The following is a 17523-nucleotide window of genomic DNA, read 5'->3' on the forward strand; positions in this document are numbered from 1 at the left end:
TCCCTTCTTTCTTACCTAACTGGTCAGCTGATGAACAGTTGACGAATACCGAGTACGAACAGTATGAAATGGACGGGTAATGCCAGCAAGATGATGATCCGCCAACTGTGGCGAATCATTTGTCTCAAATCAACATCAAGTTGACGAATTCGTTGCCAGAGTGCATTCAACGCAAACACCAACAACACGACGATGACGATCCACCCTAAGTAATTTGTTCCGGTCAAGGCAATCAATGCAACATGAATCGCATACAGAACGATGAATGTTCCAAAGTCGAGTGCAAATCGAACGGCCTTCCCATGTTTCCGAAATAGAAGTAGAAAGACGAGATACAACGCAATCAGGCTGAATAAAGGAAAAATGATGAAGACTGTCACTGCGGACCCTCCCTCTGTTTGATCTGTTCATAATAAAAAGATAAACGTGGCGTCGCAGTCGTCGCCTGACGTAATGCGTATCCAAGTATCGGCTCTACTTCCGTTCGTCGTCCGTACTCAAAATCTCGTAACATCGAAGAACGATTTTTGCTCGTATTCTTCATGATCCGCTCGATCTCGGAATAAGTAATGTCATGGTGCGGGAAGATCGTCCGCATTTCGTCGAATAATTGACGGGCTTCTTCTCGATAAGGCATCTCTAGTAAGGATCCATTCTCAACACCGTAATAAGCCGTCACTGGATTGATGACGACGTTGATGAACAACTTCGTCAATAGGACAGCTTCCATATCTGACTCGAATTCAAAGCACAGCTGCCTTGACGACAAGTTCGCTACCTCTTGATTCCCGTAGCGGATACGTCCTTTTCCAGTATGCTGGACTTCAAACGGTGCAGTACGCATGGCACCATGTTCGACGACACCAAATAAGACATGCGGCAATTGCTCTTTCCATTTCAAATGATCCATTCCATTTTGCAGGAACATGACGGGACACGTCAGCCGCTTAAGGAATGGAATCACACTTTTTATATCATACGACTTTGTCGCGACAAACACCAAGTCTTCTGACTCGAGCCGATCAATCTTCCGGATCCGTACGAGACGACTCGCTTGTCCATCGCGAATGATTGGTCGTTCCTCTTCTTGTTCTTGTCGCACATAAAGCGTGACTGCATGCTCTTCCGATAAATAAGAGGCAAGCAACAACCCGATGGCACCCGCGCCAATGATTCCAACATTCATCTGTTCATGTCCCCTTTCATGAAAAAAGCGACCTTAAAACCGATTTCTCGATTCGAAGGTCGCTTTTATACCGATCAATCAGCTTATTTGCTGACGATTTCTTTACCTTTGTACGAGCCACATGCTTTACAAACGCGGTGTGAAAGTTTCATTTCACCACAGTTTGGGCACTCGACCATACCTGGTACACGGAGTTTGAAATGAGTACGGCGAAGACGTTTGCGTGTTTTCGACGTTCTGCGGAATGGTACTGCCATCGTTGTCCACCTCCTTGAAAAAATACACTCGCCTTTACTTCAGAAATCAGGAATCCTGATCTTTTTTAAAGAACTGAGCGAGACCCGCGAGTCGCGGATCGATTTTTGGTTCGGTTTCCTCTGGATCTTCTTCAGAAAGAATCGTCCAGCCTTCCCCCTCAACCAACTGATTCTCTTCATCATCCCCATGCACTTGCACTGGCACATGAAGTAAAATCAATTCTTGCACGAGCGGTCGAAGATCGACCGTATTCCCGATCGGCACGTTGATGTCATCTGCTTCGTTCGAAACAGCATCGACCTCGAGCAGGAATGGCTCGATGGATTCAATCTCGAATGGATAAGCGACGTCATTTAGCGTCCGGGCATCCGGAAGCGTCATTTCGCCGGTAATCCGAAGATTGAATATTAATTGATTCGATGTAAACGATGCATTTGCACGAACGTGCACAGGTTGCACCGCCCGGATATCCGGATGGAGGGCGACTAGCTCATTGAGCTCGATCGTCTCGTTAACCTGAAGTTGACCCAGATTGCGCAATTTATTCAATTGCATCAGGGACCATTTCATCCGAATCACCTCAATTGCAACAATATGAATTATAGAGAGGACATCTTGTTTTGTCAATGTTTTTTCTTTACACTGAAATCGCTAGAGAACGAACACTTTTGGACGTCTTTATCCATATTACCGCACTTAATTCGGTTTGCAAAGGAGAAAGTTTTCATGAGGATGACAGCTATCATTTCAGAGTACAATCCGTTTCATAACGGACACTATTATCAAGCGACGACAGCACGACGGGAAACGGATGCCGACGTCATCGTCGCCATCATGAGCGGGACGTTCATGCAGCGTGGTGAGCCCGCCTTTACGGATAAATGGACACGTGCTCAGGCAGCCGTCGCGAGCGGTGCCATCGATCTCGTTCTTGAACTTCCCTTCTATTTTGCTGTCCAGCGTGCTGATCGCTTTGCACTCGGTGGTGTAACGATTGCCGAGACAATCGGCTGTCAGTCGCTTTCGTTTGGAAGCGAGTGCGGAGATATCGAACCTTTTCTCCATGCAGCAGCGGAACAGATCGAAGAGACCCCTGCATACAAGCAAGCGTTACACGATGGATTATCAGCGGGCCTCTCTTCTGCTCACGCCGCCAGTCAAGCATTCAGGAGCGTCTCAAGGACGCTTGATTTGACACAACCGAACAATACGCTTGGCTATTATTACGCTCGCGCCGCAAATACCCTGTCGCTTCATACGACGAAACGGATTGGAAGTGGCTACCACGACTTATCCACCGGGGACATCATGAGCGCCACCGCGATACGCGCCCATCATCAGACACACGGTCAGCTGCTCGCACTTCCTGAACAGACGGAAGACGTCTTAGCAAGCGCCTCTTTCGCCAACTTCTCGCATTATTATCCGTGGATTCGACAACGTCTACTAACGACTCCAGTAGCCGAGTTGATGCGAATCGCTGGGATCGACGCTTCGTTAGCACCACGACTCATCGAAGGGGCGAAACAAGCAACGACATTCGAGACCTTTCTGAATCACGTCAAAACACGCCGTTATACGCGGACGAGCCTGCAACGTGCCCTGATCTATCTGTTGACCTCAACGACAGCAGAGGAGGTCGCACGGATTGATTACGACCATATTGATTTCGTTCGTCCCCTCGCCTTTTCAGAACGAGGACGACAGGCACTCAAATCCATCAAAACGCGGACTACCGTCTTCAGTACCTTCACGAGTCATCCTTGGCTAACGAAAGAAAGCCAAGTGACAGCTGCATACGCACTGCCCTTGGCTCGCTACGACGCGTTGCTCGAACACCGTCGTTTTCCTTATTTCGCTGGAAGTTCTTCTAAATAATCAATCGCATCTTCGACTGTCTTGATCGGAACGAGCTTCATGTTCGTTCCGAGTTTTTTGATGGATGGTTTTGCTTCTTTGTAGTTCTCTCCTGCTGGCACGAACATGATTTCTGCTCCTGCCTCGTCAGCAGCGACGACCTTTTGCCACGCTCCACCAATCGGTCCCACCTTGCCGCCTTCTTCAATCGTTCCCGTGCCGGCGATTTTATGCCCTTTCGCCAAATCCCCCGGCGTCAATTGATCATAAATTTCAAGAGTGAACATCATTCCAGCAGATGGTCCACCGACACCTTCGACCTGAAACGCAATATCAGGATCCGTCGTCACGTTTGAGATCGGAAGCGGTTCGTAAATACCTAGTCCGACTCGCTTGACCTCTTTAGATAACTGATCCACGCGAATCGTCGTCTTCTTGTCTTCCGATTTACGCGTGAACTGAATCGGAACAGTTGTTTTGGCTTTTTTCGCTTGAATCGTCTTCATGAAACCTTCAAATGACGTAATCGGTTTTCCGTCAACACTTGTAATCCGATCCCCTGCTTTCAGTTTCCCCTCGGCTGGACCACCGGGAATGACGCCGGAGACGTAGACCCCTTCGAAATCGACATCGACCTTTTGATCCGCCAATTCAAACGCTTCGATCGTTGCGTTATGTTGCGCTTCTTCCATATACAGCTTCTGACGCGTTTCATACTGCGCGTCCGACTCGCCGTCGTACAGATAATCACTTACACTCGATGTTTCGGAGAACGGTAGAAATAAGCTTTCAATGAGAAAGTAAGGCGTGGCCCGGCGTTGTGCGATCGTCAGCATCATCAAATCTCCCGGTTCCTTGTCGCCTCCAGATACTTCGATCAAATCTTCCGTCGACGTCGCATCACCTGGATAGGAGATGAAATAGGGAAGCGGTACGAAAAATACGATCAAGGCAGCGATGATCGCTGCTAAGGCAGGTTTCCAAGCTTTCATCACAGTTCTCCTTTCGTATATTTCTGACGTAGCGCTTCTTCGACGGAAGGCGGTACGAGATCGGCAACGGAAGCACCATATTTGGCAGCTTCCTTAACGATCGAAGAACTCAAGAAGGAATACTGATTATTCGTCATCATGAACAATGTCTCGATTTGATCATTCATCTTCTTGTTGATGGAAGCGACTTGCATTTCGTATTCAAAGTCCGAAACTGCTCGTAGACCGCGTACGATCGCGGTTGCTCCGACTTCCGCCGCATAATCGACGAGCAATCCGTTAAAGGAATCCACCTTGATTTGAGGTAGGTGCGACGTCACATCGGCAATTAACTCCATCCGTTCCTGGACAGAAAAGAGTGGTTGCTTCGAAGAATTATTCAGTACGGCAACGATGATCTCATCAAAAATCGGAACAGCACGCTCGATGATGTCTAAATGTCCGTTCGTGATTGGATCAAAGCTACCTGGGCATATGGCGATTCGTTTCATTCGTGGTCTTCCTCCGCTTCCATGAATTCGTACAATGTAATCGAGATGACAGCGGAATAACGAAGTCGACGCACGACTTCCAGTCGTCCGATCTGGTCCGGCAATTCAACCGCCGAGTCATGTTCACAGACGATGACACCGTTGTCCGTCAGCATATCGTGTTGCTCTATGTACGTGACATGTTCCGTCAATCGCTCTTTTGCATAGGGAGGGTCTAGATAAATCAACTTAAACGGCTCTTCAGATGCGAGTTCCGTTAAAGCGATCGCTACATCTTTTTTCAAAACACGTGCTTGGTCCGTATAGTGCGTCGTTCGTAAATTATCTTGGATCGTTTGGACCGCTTTATGGTGTTGGTCGACGAACACTGCCTCATCGCATCCTCTTGAAAGAGATTCAATCCCAAGACCACCGCTCCCCGCAAACAGATCCAGTGCTCGTCCTCCGTTGAAATAAGGACCGATGACATTGAATAAGGATTCTTTAACCTTATCCGTCGTCGGTCGTGTTTGATCCCCTGGCACTGCTTTTAATCGTGTACCTTTCCGTTCCCCTGAAATGACTCGCATTTCCTTCATTCCTTTCAACAAAGAAGCGACGAGGATGTCCTCATCGCTCCATGGATTATGCTTCTTCTGGCATTTTACCTTTTTTGTTCGCGAACGTCTCCGTGATGAACGGTCGTTCTGAACGTTTGATCGATTCGACGAACGGGAGAGTCGAAATGACTTCCATCACCTGTTCATGCTGATCTAAATCGACATACAGATGAACGTATCGTTCACGTTTAGACGTAAAGTAGACGTTCCCGTAACGGCGTAATTGACGGGATGCTTTCATCGCATTGACATAGACGATGAGTCCCACTCGTTCTTTGATCACGCCAGCCTACCCCCTTCACCTTCGTTATCCGCTACAGCTACAGCTGCCACCGGTCGAACAACCTCCAGCGCATCCTTGATCGAAGAAAGGATTTCCCGTCGGTACTTTAATTTGCGGTGATACTTCCCCAGCGAGCTTCAGACTGATTTGTCCGAGTAACGTCTCGAGTTGTTTTTCCGCCTTTTTAAACTGCGCGACTTCCTCTTGTAAATCAAGTCGCCGTTTGACTTCATGGACCTTTTTCGTGATCGTCTGATAGTCAGGATGATACCGTCCGAATCGCTGTACGAGTTCGTAGTCCTCCTTGACTTGATGAAAATCGCGAATGACAGCCTGTGCCTCTGCTGACTCTTGCTGTGCTTGTTTCGCACATCTATATGCTTGCCCCGTTTCACTTTGAGCGAGAGATCGAATGAGGTCTTCCGCTGCGTTGATGAGGTCAATCGTCTTATCGGTATATATCACAACGAATCTCCTCCTTAACTTTACCATCTTATCATAACATTTCTCTCCCTCCTAGCCTGTTGAATTGTGTATAATTTGTTCAGAAGGAAGGAATGAACTTTATGCAACTGCTCTCTTTTAATATGTTCCGGACGATTGGAATCAAGACGGAACATGCCAAGTCAGATTATCACTTTGATTCCTTGAAAAAAATCGAACAGGCGGATGTCGTCCTGTTCCCGGAATACTGGCAAATCCACTCAATCATCTATGGGATGAAAAAACCGATTTTCCCGTCGGCTGCTACGTTCCACTTAGGTCATGACAAGATCGAAATGACGCGGATTTTTCAAACCGTCATTCCGGATAACATCCCTCGGACCGGCATCTATGGAAAAAATGAATTCACCGTCGAACGTGTCTTACGTGAATTTTCGTTTCCTTTCGTTGCGAAGACAGTCCGTAGCTCAATGGGACAAGGTGTTCATCTCATCAAAAATGAAACAGACTGGAAGAAATACACGGATACACACGAGACGTTCTACATTCAAGAGTACATTCCGAATGAGAAGGACTTACGTGTCGTCGTCGTCGGCGATCAAGTCCTTGCTGCATACTGGCGCGTAGGCGGTGCTCAGTTCTTAAATAACGTCGCTCAAGGTGGTGTCCTTGATTTTGATGATGTGCCACAAGGGGCAATCGACTTCGTGCTCGCTCTCGCGAAACAGCTCGATATCGATCACGCTGGTTTTGATCTCATCATCCGTGACGGACAGTGGTACGTTCTTGAGTTCAATGTCTTCTTCGGTGGAGAAGGACTCAATCACCTTGGTATTCACGCACCGGATACGATTCTCGAATATGTCGAACGAAAATATGGAAGTTCATGAATTCTTCAAAATGACTTCACATCTTTTACGTCATCGTTTCATTCATTATGGTATGATAGTTTGGAAAGACTAGTATCTACTAGCAAACTGGGGTATAGGGGGATTCAAACATGAAGTTTGAACAATATGGTATCGAAGGCAAGGAACTGAAGTTCGGTCTTCTCGAAACAATCATGGAACATCACCGCTTCGTTCGTGAAGGACAGTGGGATTACGAACGCGCGATGTATGACATGAAATATGAAAAACAATCAACAGGTGAAGTATTCTACCTGCGTGTTCCTGTCTATGCGATCCAAGGCGAGATTGAAGACCGCCATGCTGTCGTTCGTATGATGACACCACTTCTCGGTAAACACTACTATCCACACGGTGTCGAGTATGATGAGACGTTCCCTCCGGAAATCGTCAAAGACTGCGAACGTCGTTTAGCAGCATTGCTCGAAACACTCGAAAAATAAGATCCACACGTAGAGGTTCCAATTAAGGAGCCTCTATTTTTTTGTTCTTCATTCCAAACAAAAAAGCTAACGACCTCGCATCATCCACGAAATCATTAGCTGTTCTGTCCAACTGATTGTTATTCTTTAATACGCGCGAAATCGCTTTTAACGCGCGACGAATTGTACATAAGATACGACATCGTCTCCGAGCTGAATCCCAAGCTGCTCGCGTACATGAAGATAAAGCGCGTGAAGTGACGTTGCCGGTGCATTGACCTTTACGCTAAATGCAATCTCTTCCCGGTCCATCCGTTTGATCCGGGAGTGATGGATTCCATAATCCTCGATCGCACAAGCAAGTAATTCCTCGATGGCTTGAATAGAGACGGTAACATCTCCTTGCATGTACTCTTCATAAGTCATCTGCCTTCACTCCTTTGCTAATTGTGTGACCGAAGACATGACCTCTTCTAAGTCGACCGGTTCATCCGGCGTCTTCGCCATAGACGAAATCGCCCGTACTTTATTCTCACGGTCCAAAATGAACATTTGTGTTCCGTGTGTCACTAAGCCGCTCTCAGCCTTCGAGTAATAGAAATTCAACTGACGTGTCAAACGATCGATGACGACTGGATCTCCCGTCAATACTCTCCATCCTTTGGCATCTGCTTCAAAGTTCGAAGCATACTTTTTCAAGACTTTCGGTGTATCCACTTTTGGATCAACCGTCACTGCGACGAGTTCGACGTCACTTCCGTACAATTCTTCGTTCCGAAGCTTTTTCTCAAGCTTACGGTAATCATTTAACGTCAACGGACAAATATCAGGACAGTTCGAGTAGAAGAACGTCAACACTTTGACTTTTCCGTCTTCCGAATTGAATGATTTTCCGTCTACGGCATTCGTTAATTCAAATGGTGTCGGTTCAGCGATGACAGGTAACTTTTCTTTCATGAAGAAATAATAATATCCCCCGGCTGCCGCAACTAAGATAAGGACGACGGCAGCGACCGTCAAGTAACTATTCTTTTTCAAGTTGGCTCCCCCTTAATGACTCCAGATCGCCCGGAATACGTTCGTCGTCTCACCCGGATCGTAGACGACATATAGTAAGCAATACACGATCACACCGGTAATGGCTGTCAAAAACCAAACGATTGAGGCCACCGGTCCGATTTTACGGTGACGTGCAAAGTTCTTCTTATACGCGTGATAGAGTGCCATCAAACCGAGCACCCCACCAGATGTCGCAAGAAGGATGTGGAAGATCAAGAATCCTGTGTAGTAGGCTTTGACGGACTCTGGACCGCCAAAGGCTGTGTTACCGAGCAGAATCGTCCGCAAGGCATACATGATGAAGAATAATAAAGCGAGTGCAGCTGCAATCGTCATCACGGTCTGGTGAGCTTTCATGTTACGACGCGTTTGGGCGATTAAAAACCAGCCAATCGCTACGAAAATCGCACTGATGACAATCAGCGACACACAAATCAACGGCAAATAACTCATGTTCCAACTTCCTCCAATTTAATCCGCTTTTGGTGTGAAGGACATGCCTTCATCCACGGCAGTACTTTTTGAACGGCGCACCCATGTAAAGAAGGTCAGTCCGAAGAATAGACCATACACGAGTTCTTGACCGAGCTTCATGAGGACACCACCAAAGCGTTGGTCCTCTAATAAGTCATCTGTCGTTCCGAGCAATCGTTCCAGGTTCAATCCGCTTAAATCATTGTTCGGCATACAGTAAGCGAGTACTTTCGCGAACGTCGCCGGATCCTGATACGCTTGATACTGAAAACTTTGACTGAAGATCATGAAGGCACAGGCTGGTGTCAACAACACACCATTTGCCACGATATAGACCATCTTCTTCAGGTCAGAAAGACTGTCCGCCTCATTGACCGGTGCAATGATTGGATACCACATCGTCATACTCAAGAAAATCAATGTTCCGTGGAACAAACGGTGAACGGTATAGTTCGTCAAGACATAATCAAAAATAAATGGCATGTGGTAGAACGTAAACAAGGCATTAAAGACGACAAGTGCAATCAGCGGCTTGATGAAGAAGCGAAGAATCCTCCCAAGATACGGTGTATCGAACAAGCGCTTATAAAGCCACTCTGGTATCGCAATCAACAAGAGCGGCGGTGCGACCATATAGACGAATACCATCTGCAGCATGTGTGCTGAGAACGTGATATGTGCTAGCAGGTCTAATGGACTTCCAAAACCGATGTAAAAAACGATCAATGCCGCGAGCATCGAGAATTTTTGCCCAAGCGTTGTTTCCGGCTCATCCGGACGACGCAACTTTTCTGTCACGACAGCATATAGGATATACAATCCAACGAGTATCAACGCATAATACGGACTCCATAAGACAGTCCATTCGAATTGCGAAAGTGCTCCCCTTAAATTGCCTAACATATTTTTTCACCCCGTTCCTTTCTCTTACAAACTAAGATTACCGTTCCCCTATTTCATTGTAAAGGTTTCTCATAAAACGATTCCAAAATAAAAGACCATCCTGCTAAACGTTAGCAGAATGGTCACATTTCTTACCAGATCAATAGACGAAGTGTCGCGACGATCGTCAAGGCGACGAATACACCGAGACCCATCATGACTTTGATCCATGTGTTTCCTTTATTGTTCATGTGCATGAACATATAAAGTTGAAGATAAACTTGAACGATCGCCATGATGATCAAGAAACCACCAGCTGCCCAGTGCGGCATGAGCTCGGCCATGACAGCACCGAACGCGATGAGCGTCAAGACGATCATGAGCGCGAAACTGATGAGTTGCAGTTGTGTCTCGCGACTACGTTCCGCTTTCATCTCGAGTTCGATTTGATTACGCGTAAGTTGTGGTTCGTGTTTTTCCATCTTATTTCACCATCCCCATGAGGTAGACGACTGAGAAGATAAAGACCCAGACGACGTCAATGAAGTGCCAGTAAAGACTTGAAACATAGTACTTCGGCGCGTTCACGACCGTGATGCCACGGTTCCAGTTCCGGATGAGCAATGTCGAGATCCAGAGAAGACCGAACAAGACGTGCGCACCGTGGAATCCGACGAGTGTATAGAAGGCAGAACCAAATGCACTCGATGTGAACGTGTGACCAATGTGGTAGTAGTGATTGAACTCATAAATCTCACCACTTAAGAATCCAAGACCAAGAAGCAATGTGATGATGAGCCAAAGTTTCATCTTTTTCACATCATTACGTTTCATTGCCATCATGGCAAGAACGCTTGTCAATGAACTCGTCAAGAGAAGCATTGTCATGATGAAGACGAGACCCATTTCGAAGATGTCATAACTGCGTAGACCTTCTTTTGCACCGGAGTTATGGAGACCGATGTATGTCCCGAAGAGAGAGGCGAACAAAGTCGTCTCTCCTCCAAGGAAGAACCAGAAGGCTACATATTTATTCTTACCCTCAAGTGTTGCTTTTTCAACATGATCCGGAATACCCGTGATCGGGTTATTCGGTACTGAATGATGACCCATCTTACTTCGCCTCCTTTTCTGCTTCAAGGCGTAGATCTTCTTCGACGACTGATTTCGGGATGTAGTAGCCTTCATCATCGATCCAAGAACGGAAGAACATCGCGATCAATGTCATCGCAAGACCAATCAAGGCAACGACAAGACCAACAGTTCCATAGTCTAGGCGAAGAATGAATCCGAGACCTGCGAGGAATAGACCGACTGACATGACGAATGGCAAGATCGTGTTGTTCGGCATGTGGATATCGCCGACTTCTTCCGATACAGAAACTGTTTTGTTTCCTGCCATTTTTTCGAGCCAATACGTATCCAAACCTTTGACGAGTGGGATTTGAGCGAAGTTATACTCTGGAGTTGGAACTGGAAGTGTCCACTCAAGTGTACGTCCATCGCCCCAGACGTCGCGTTTTACATATTCTTTTGACATCAATGCTGCTGCAATCGAGATGACGAGAACGATCGTCGACACACCCATGAAGGCTGCACCGATTGATGAAAGTAAGTTCATTGTTTCCCAGCCTTGGTTTGGCAAGTACGTGAAGACACGACGTGGCATACCTGTAAGACCAAGAATATGTTGCGGGAAGAACGTCAAGTGGAAGCCGATGAAGAACAACCAGAATTGAATTTTTCCCCAGAATTCGTTGAGCTGTTTCCCGAACATGAGTGGGAACCAGTAGTAAAGACCTGCGAAGAGACCGAAGACAACCCCACCAACGATAACGTAGTGGAAGTGAGCTACTACGAAGTAACTGTCATGGTACTGGTAATCGGCAGGTGCAACAGAAAGCATGACCCCTGTCATACCACCAACAAGGAATGATGGAATGAACGCGACCGAGTAAAGCATTGCGACTGGGAACGTCAGCTTACCGCCCCATAGCGTAAAGAGCCAGTTGAAGATCTTGACCCCTGTCGGTACAGCAATCGCCATCGTTGCTACGGCGAAGATCGCGTTTGCGACCGGACCGAGACCAACTGTGAACATGTGGTGGACCCACACCATGAATCCGAGGAAACCGATCAACATCGTCGCAAAGACCATCGTCGTGTAACCGAAGAGACGCTTACGAGCAAATGTAGGAATGATTTCAGAGAAAATACCGAATGCCGGTAAAATCAAGATATAAACTTCCGGGTGACCGAAGATCCAGAAGAGGTGTTCCCAGATGACGATATTCCCGCCCGCTGCCGGGTCGAAGAAGTGCGCTCCGAAGAGTCGCTCGAACGTCAAGAGGAACAATCCAACCGTAAGTGGTGGGAATGCGAAAACGATCAAGGCAGAAGCAACGAATGCTGTCCATGTGAAGAGCGGCATCCGCATTAGTTTCATACCTGGTGCACGCATGTTCAAAATCGTAACGAGGAAGTTAATCCCCCCCATAAGTGTACCGAAACCAGAAATCTGAAGACCTAACGCGTAGAAGTCTACACCGAGAGACTCAGGTACCGTCGAGAGTGGTGCGTATGCAGTCCACCCTGCGTTCGGTGCTGCGCCGAAGAACCAAGAAAGGTTCAACAAGACTCCACCGAAGAAGAACAACCAGAAACCAAGTGCATTCAAGAATGGGAACGCAACGTCACGTGCCCCGATTTGAAGCGGTACTGCTGCGTTCATGTATCCGATCAACATCGGCATCGCTGCCAAGAAGATCATCGTCGTACCGTGCATCGTGATCAATTGGTTAAAGAGTTCACCGCTGACGAAATCGTTCATCGGTTTAATCAATTGAAAACGAATCATTAGGGCTTCTACGCCACCGACTAGAAGGAAGAACAATCCAGACATGATGTAGAGAATCCCGATTTTCTTATGGTCGACTGTCGTTAGCCAGTCCATGATGCCGCTTTTTTTCTGCGGCATACCCATAGTATGTGTCCCCACTATGATTCCCCCTTAAAAAATTATTGGAGCTTTTTGTCCAATAGATAATCTGCCAATTCGCTCAATTCTTCATCGCTGATCTTATCTTCAGAGAATCCAGGCATTTTCGTACCTTGTTTCTCTTTTTGTGGATCGCGAATCCATTTTTCGAGGTTTTCTTTATCATGGTCGAGGTAACCCGCGATACGCTGACGATCACCGAAGTTCGTCAAGCTAGGTGCGACTTTCCCGCCACCATGACAGCTGAGACAGTTCTGGGCATAGACTTTCTCGCCAGTCGTCCAGTTCTTTTCATTCTTTTTATCAAGCTGCTTCGTCTCTGCTTCTTTCGCAGCTTTCATATCTTTTAACCAGTTGTCATAGTCGTCTTGTTCAAGTGCAACGACTTTGAAGTCCATCAATGCGTGAGAAGGACCACACAACTCGGCACATTTACCGTAGTAAGTGCCTGCTTCTTTTGCTTGTAACCACATTTCGTTCTCAAGACCTGGGTTCGTATCTGTTTTACCAGAAAGAGCTGGTACCCAGAATGAGTGAATGACGTCTTTAGACGTCAAGTTAACAGCAACACGTTTACCGACTGGGATGACAAGTTCTTGTCCTGTCGAAACACCTTTGTCTGGGTATTCGAACTCCCACCAGTAGAGGTTTGCTGTAACGTTGATTTGTTCGTTTTTCTTCGCTTCTTTTGCATCTGCGAGTTCAACCGTTGTTTTAATCGTCGGAATTGCAAGAACGATCAAAAGAAGAATCGGAATGACTGTCCAGATGATTTCAAGCGTATGGTTCCCTTCGACTTGCTTCGGAACCGTGTTATCACCTGATTTACGACGGAATTTCATAAGTACGTAAATATAAATGACGGCTACGATCGCAAGGACGAACAACATGACCCACAAGCTAAGCTTGATGATCTCAAGTTGCATCTCAGCGCCTTCTCCGCGAGGCTGTAGCGCAGACAATTCCGGAATTCCACAACCTGATAACATAAGTGCCATCAAGCCGATTGGAAGAAGCCGGAAGAGCATTTTTACTGATTTTTTCACAACCATCCCCACTTTCTTTGTCCCCAATTTTGTCTTTCGTAATGGTGTACGTGAATTATGTCAAATCGTTTTAGAGAGAAACGAGTACGACCGTCACGATCCAAGCCGTAAAATAAAACAGTGAGAAGAAGAACATCTTCGACGCCCATTTGATTTCGGCTTGTTCATCTTGGATCTTCAGACCTTTCAGTCCCATATAGAGCCAATATCCACCGAGCAATGCCATGACGATCATGTAGATGATGCCATAGTGTGCTAAGAGGAGTGATGATGGAATAAGTACTGCAATCCACCATACAATTTGTCGTTTCGTGATCGCGAATCCGTTTACGACAGGTAACATCGGGATACCTGCTGCCCGATACTCCTCTGTCCGTCGCATCGCGAGTGCAAGGAAATGTGGTGGTTGCCACACGAACATGATGAGGAATAAAATCCAGGCATCAATGTGAAGCGTCGGAGTGACTGCCGCAAATCCAATGATTGGTGGCACAGCTCCTGATATACCACCTACGACTGTATTGATCGTGTGCGTCCGCTTTAACCACATCGTATAAATCACGACGTAAACGAATGATCCGATCAATCCGAACACTGCCGCCACATGGTTGACGATCAACAACAATACCGTACCGGTCGCAAGAATACCGAGTCCTAATGCGAGTATCCGTTGTCCATCCATCTTCCCAGTAACGCTTGGTCTTCCCATCGTCCGTTCCATCTTATAATCGATGTCCCGGTCAATGTAGTTATTGAGGTAGCAACTTCCGGCAATGACCAATCCACTCCCGAGAAGCGTCCACAGTAACATCCACTTGGTTTGCCACAAGTACAACAGGACATCATCCGTTATGTATGATGCTGCTACGACATACCCCGCGAAGACCGTAATCAGATTGGCACGGACGATCCCCATTTTTGCTAGGGTGATATAGTCCTTGAATGTCGGCTGATCCGCTTGCTCGATCGCCATATCCAGTGCCTCTCCAGTAACTTTCGCCATGCTGTTCCCTCCTTTTCACCGTCTGCTTCCGTTTAGCACCTAGGCTTCACGTAATTTCTTCACAGAAATAACACAGACATGCCACGAAACGTCCTTTTCTCTATAAAAGATACCACATATTTAGGACCGTGACGTATGAAAATACTTTCGACATAATGAACAAAATGTGAAATCTATGTGATTTTCATCACAGTTCACCATATTTACCTAATACTAGAATAGCGTTGTTCTAAAAGATTGCAACCCTTTCAGGACTTTTTATGCGATACTAGACCTATGGAAATCCATGTATTTCGTATTTTTTTAGAAAGGTGGTGTCCAAATCTTGAATCGAAAACTTTCGATGTTTTCAGCCTTCGTCACGTTTACGATGATGATCGTCTTACTGATGGGTGGGACAGTCACAAAAACGGATTCGGGAGATGGTTGTGGAACGGATTGGCCACTCTGTCACGGGGAACTCATTCCGACGAACCCAAGTGTTGAAACGATGATTGAATATAGTCACCGCGCTGTGACTGGAGTCGTTGGACTCTTAATCATTGCCTTATGTCTCTGGACGCTCGTTGCCTTCAAGGATCGATTAGATACGAAGATCTTTGCGTTTCTTGCTTTCATCTTCATGTTGATTCAATCGATCGTCGGTGCTGGAGCAGTCGTTTGGCAACAATCAGACCTCGTCATGGCGTTACATTTCGGAATCTCTTTGATTTCCTTTGCTTCGCTATTGATTTTGACATTGTTGATCATGGAGCGTCCGGGTCAGGAATTCAGGGAATCTGTCCCAGCATTCTTACGGAAGCTCTTGTACGGTCTACTCATCTATACGCTGATCGTCGTTTATACGGGTGCTTACGTACGCCACGTCGGCGCTACATATGCTTGCGTTGGTTGGCCAGTCTGTTCTCAACCTTCCATGACGTTCGAAGCGTGGGTGCAGATGATTCACCGGATCATGGCAGGATTATTGTTCCTGTTTACCTTATTCGTCCATGTCGTTGCGATTCGCTTAAAACATCGGACGACAACGATTGGTATGGCGTTCGCGACGTTCTTCATCTCGTGCCAAGTCGCCACTGGGGCTTGGATCGTTCTTGGTGGACATGCAACGTATGTGCCATTACTCCACGCCTTCTTGATCACATGTTACTTCGGAGTCTTATCTTACTTGACGTACCATGCATTTCGAACACGTAAGGCAAATAGTCGTCTTCAATAAGGTCGTAAAAAAGGATGTTCCTCGCTTGAGGGACATCCTTTTTTCATTATTTGAATCGAGCAATCGCACGCTTTCGCGCTTCGTCATGTGCGACGATTGGTTCTGGATAGCCATAATCCTTGCGTTGCTCAGCAGTCGGTTCATGAATATACTGCTTTGATAAATCCTTGATTTCCGTGACGTACTTTCGAATGAACACTCCATCCTTATCGAACTTCTTCGATTGAGTCGTCGGATTGAAGACGCGGAAGTACGGGACGGCATCCGTTCCGACTGATGCTGCCCATTGCCAACCCCCGATGTTTGATGCCGCTTCATAATCAACGAGTTTCTGCTGGAAATATCGTTCGCCTTTCTGCCAATCGACCAACAAGTCTTTTGTCAGGAAAGAAGCGACGATCATCCGTAGACGATTATGCATCCACCCCGTTTGATTCAATTGCCGCATCGCTGCATCAACGATCGGATAGCCCGTCTTGCCTTCACACCACGCCTTGAAGCCCTCTTCATCTTCTTCCCATTCGATTTCCCGATATTGCGTATTGACGGCTTGTCGTTTTGATTCCGGGAAATGCATTAAAATCATGTAATAGAATTCACGCCAGATGAGTTCGGTGATGAAGGTCTGTTTCCCTTTTGATTCTTTTGTCTCCTGAACAGCCGCATAGACGGTCCGAATGCCGACTTCTCCAGTCCGTAAATAGCGAGAAAGTAAACTCGTACCGTCGACAGCAGGAAAATCACGATTCTCTTCGTAATCTTCAAGCGATTGTTCGATGAATTTCTTCAAGCGTTGTTTCGCCTGCTTTTCACCAGGATGGAAGACGGCTTCCGACTTTGCCTTTTTAAAATAAGCGTTGATGAAACTATTATCGTGCTGACGCTTTTGATAATGATCCCGCAGCGTTTGCCACTTGACTTCATATGGTGCAGGAATGTCTTTTTTCATGAATGCATTCTTATATGGCGTGAATACTTTATAGAACTTTCCATCTTGCTTTTTAATGTCATGCGGGTGAAGAAGATGCCGGTCTAGTAGCCGCTCCGTCTGACGATCTTTACGCTTTTTAATGATTTTTTCATCTCGCGTCTTGAATGGTTCGACATATTCCGCATTAAATAATAAAACGTCCGCATCACCAGTTGCGTCTAAGAAAGCCTGTTCATCGCCTTCGATGAAACGGATCGGCATCTCTTTCTCTTTGCAGGCATCAGAAAATATTTCGAGCGCTTGGAAGAAATATTGTTGCCGTGCTTCATATTCCCCGATGTAATCCGGATTGAGCCAAAAGACGAACTCGACCGTCGCCTTCGGATTTTCATTTAGTAATTCAACAGCACGTGCCAACATGTGGTTATCTTGTAATCGAAAATCACTTCGTACCCAACAAATAATGTTCAA

23 protein-coding genes are annotated in these 17523 nt (G+C 46.5%); 4 read left to right on the plus strand and 19 right to left on the minus strand.

Annotated elements, in window-relative coordinates; genetic code table 11:
* Positions 1-23: 23 nt before the first annotated feature.
* The 4 genes from K7G97_RS11070 to K7G97_RS11085 all read right to left on the minus strand — a co-directional run bounded on the left by K7G97_RS11070 (position 24) and on the right by K7G97_RS11085 (position 2014).
* Entirely contained in the window at positions 24-380 is a 357-nt protein-coding gene (locus K7G97_RS11070) for a DUF3397 domain-containing protein (RefSeq protein ID WP_023468811.1), read from the minus strand.
* Positions 377-1186 carry a ketopantoate reductase family protein gene (locus K7G97_RS11075; protein WP_223040594.1) on the minus strand — a complete coding sequence of 270 codons (810 nt, stop codon included), beginning with the start codon at positions 1184-1186 and terminating at the stop codon, positions 377-379. The genes K7G97_RS11070 and K7G97_RS11075 overlap by 4 nt, the downstream gene beginning before the upstream one ends.
* Before the next feature lie 83 nt (positions 1187-1269).
* Entirely contained in the window at positions 1270-1443 is a 174-nt protein-coding gene (gene rpmF / locus K7G97_RS11080) for a 50S ribosomal protein L32 (RefSeq protein WP_012370841.1), read from the minus strand.
* Positions 1444-1489: 46 nt separating this feature from the next.
* Positions 1490-2014, minus strand: a complete 525-nt coding sequence (locus K7G97_RS11085; RefSeq protein ID WP_023468813.1) for a YceD family protein — start codon at positions 2012-2014, stop codon at positions 1490-1492.
* A gap of 156 nt (positions 2015-2170) precedes the next feature.
* Between K7G97_RS11085 and K7G97_RS11090 the strand changes: the two genes are divergently transcribed.
* Positions 2171-3322 carry a tRNA(Met) cytidine acetate ligase gene (locus tag K7G97_RS11090; protein ID WP_223040595.1) on the plus strand — a complete coding sequence of 384 codons (1152 nt, stop codon included), beginning with the start codon at positions 2171-2173 and terminating at the stop codon, positions 3320-3322.
* On the opposite strand, the gene K7G97_RS11095 is transcribed toward K7G97_RS11090, so the two are convergent.
* Genes K7G97_RS11095 through K7G97_RS11115 form a run of 5 tightly spaced genes read right to left on the minus strand, consistent with a single transcriptional unit; the run spans position 3295 to position 6131 of the window.
* Positions 3295-4293, minus strand: coding sequence for a SepM family pheromone-processing serine protease (locus tag K7G97_RS11095; RefSeq protein ID WP_223040596.1), 999 nt, complete (start codon positions 4291-4293; stop codon positions 3295-3297). The two genes, K7G97_RS11090 and K7G97_RS11095, sit on opposite strands and share 28 nt — an antisense overlap.
* Positions 4293-4784, minus strand: a complete 492-nt coding sequence (gene coaD, locus K7G97_RS11100) for a pantetheine-phosphate adenylyltransferase (protein WP_029342153.1) — start codon at positions 4782-4784, stop codon at positions 4293-4295. Before coaD ends, K7G97_RS11095 begins: the two co-directional genes overlap by 1 nt.
* The gene (gene rsmD, locus K7G97_RS11105; RefSeq protein ID WP_223040597.1) at positions 4781-5362 is read right to left on the minus strand and encodes a 16S rRNA (guanine(966)-N(2))-methyltransferase RsmD; all 582 of its coding nucleotides are present in this window, start codon (positions 5360-5362) and stop codon (positions 4781-4783) included. Before rsmD ends, coaD begins: the two co-directional genes overlap by 4 nt.
* 46 nt (positions 5363-5408) lie before the next feature.
* Positions 5409-5666 (minus strand): YlbG family protein, encoded by a 258-nt coding sequence (locus K7G97_RS11110; RefSeq protein ID WP_023468818.1) that lies wholly within the window; start codon positions 5664-5666, stop codon positions 5409-5411.
* A 24-nt stretch (positions 5667-5690) separates the two neighbouring features.
* Positions 5691-6131: a YlbF/YmcA family competence regulator gene (locus K7G97_RS11115; protein ID WP_195864725.1), complete on the minus strand. Its 441-nt coding sequence runs from the start codon at positions 6129-6131 to the stop codon at positions 5691-5693.
* Between the two features lie 122 nt (positions 6132-6253).
* Between K7G97_RS11115 and K7G97_RS11120 the strand changes: the two genes are divergently transcribed.
* Positions 6254-7000, plus strand: coding sequence for an ATP-grasp domain-containing protein (locus K7G97_RS11120; protein ID WP_241492307.1), 747 nt, complete (start codon positions 6254-6256; stop codon positions 6998-7000).
* Between the two features lie 110 nt (positions 7001-7110).
* Positions 7111-7461 carry a YugN family protein gene (locus K7G97_RS11125; RefSeq protein WP_023468821.1) on the plus strand — a complete coding sequence of 117 codons (351 nt, stop codon included), beginning with the start codon at positions 7111-7113 and terminating at the stop codon, positions 7459-7461.
* A gap of 147 nt (positions 7462-7608) precedes the next feature.
* Here K7G97_RS11125 and K7G97_RS11130 read toward each other — a convergent pair whose 3' ends face one another.
* The 9 genes from K7G97_RS11130 to cyoE all read right to left on the minus strand — a co-directional run bounded on the left by K7G97_RS11130 (position 7609) and on the right by cyoE (position 14902).
* Complete coding sequence (locus K7G97_RS11130) at positions 7609-7866, minus strand: hypothetical protein (protein ID WP_023468822.1); 258 nt, start codon at positions 7864-7866, stop codon at positions 7609-7611.
* 6 nt (positions 7867-7872) lie between these two features.
* Positions 7873-8478 carry an SCO family protein gene (locus tag K7G97_RS11135; protein WP_223040598.1) on the minus strand — a complete coding sequence of 202 codons (606 nt, stop codon included), beginning with the start codon at positions 8476-8478 and terminating at the stop codon, positions 7873-7875.
* A gap of 12 nt (positions 8479-8490) precedes the next feature.
* A complete protein-coding gene (locus tag K7G97_RS11140) occupies positions 8491-8952 on the minus strand; it encodes a DUF420 domain-containing protein (protein ID WP_023468824.1) in 462 nt (153 codons plus the stop codon).
* A gap of 18 nt (positions 8953-8970) precedes the next feature.
* Complete coding sequence (gene ctaG, locus K7G97_RS11145; protein ID WP_023468825.1) at positions 8971-9876, minus strand: cytochrome c oxidase assembly factor CtaG; 906 nt, start codon at positions 9874-9876, stop codon at positions 8971-8973.
* A gap of 131 nt (positions 9877-10007) precedes the next feature.
* Positions 10008-10337 carry a cytochrome C oxidase subunit IV family protein gene (locus tag K7G97_RS11150; protein ID WP_064299605.1) on the minus strand — a complete coding sequence of 110 codons (330 nt, stop codon included), beginning with the start codon at positions 10335-10337 and terminating at the stop codon, positions 10008-10010.
* Between the two features lies 1 nt (position 10338).
* Positions 10339-10968 carry a cytochrome c oxidase subunit 3 gene (locus tag K7G97_RS11155; RefSeq protein WP_023468827.1) on the minus strand — a complete coding sequence of 210 codons (630 nt, stop codon included), beginning with the start codon at positions 10966-10968 and terminating at the stop codon, positions 10339-10341.
* 1 nt (position 10969) lies between these two features.
* Positions 10970-12838 carry a cytochrome c oxidase subunit I gene (ctaD, locus tag K7G97_RS11160; protein WP_029342162.1) on the minus strand — a complete coding sequence of 623 codons (1869 nt, stop codon included), beginning with the start codon at positions 12836-12838 and terminating at the stop codon, positions 10970-10972.
* A gap of 35 nt (positions 12839-12873) precedes the next feature.
* Positions 12874-13905: a cytochrome c oxidase subunit II gene (coxB, locus tag K7G97_RS11165; RefSeq protein WP_223040599.1), complete on the minus strand. Its 1032-nt coding sequence runs from the start codon at positions 13903-13905 to the stop codon at positions 12874-12876.
* Positions 13906-13969: 64 nt separating this feature from the next.
* Positions 13970-14902, minus strand: coding sequence for a heme o synthase (gene cyoE / locus K7G97_RS11170; protein ID WP_023468830.1), 933 nt, complete (start codon positions 14900-14902; stop codon positions 13970-13972).
* 325 nt (positions 14903-15227) lie between these two features.
* On the opposite strand from cyoE, the gene K7G97_RS11175 reads away from it, so the two are divergent.
* The gene (locus K7G97_RS11175; RefSeq protein ID WP_023468831.1) at positions 15228-16121 is read left to right on the plus strand and encodes a COX15/CtaA family protein; all 894 of its coding nucleotides are present in this window, start codon (positions 15228-15230) and stop codon (positions 16119-16121) included.
* Between the two features lie 46 nt (positions 16122-16167).
* Here K7G97_RS11175 and K7G97_RS11180 read toward each other — a convergent pair whose 3' ends face one another.
* Positions 16168-17523 (minus strand): cryptochrome/photolyase family protein, encoded by a 1356-nt coding sequence (locus tag K7G97_RS11180; RefSeq protein WP_223040600.1) that lies wholly within the window; start codon positions 17521-17523, stop codon positions 16168-16170.

The organism is Exiguobacterium acetylicum, from assembly GCF_019890935.1.
GTDB lineage: Bacteria > Bacillota > Bacilli > Exiguobacteriales > Exiguobacteriaceae > Exiguobacterium_A > Exiguobacterium_A abrahamii.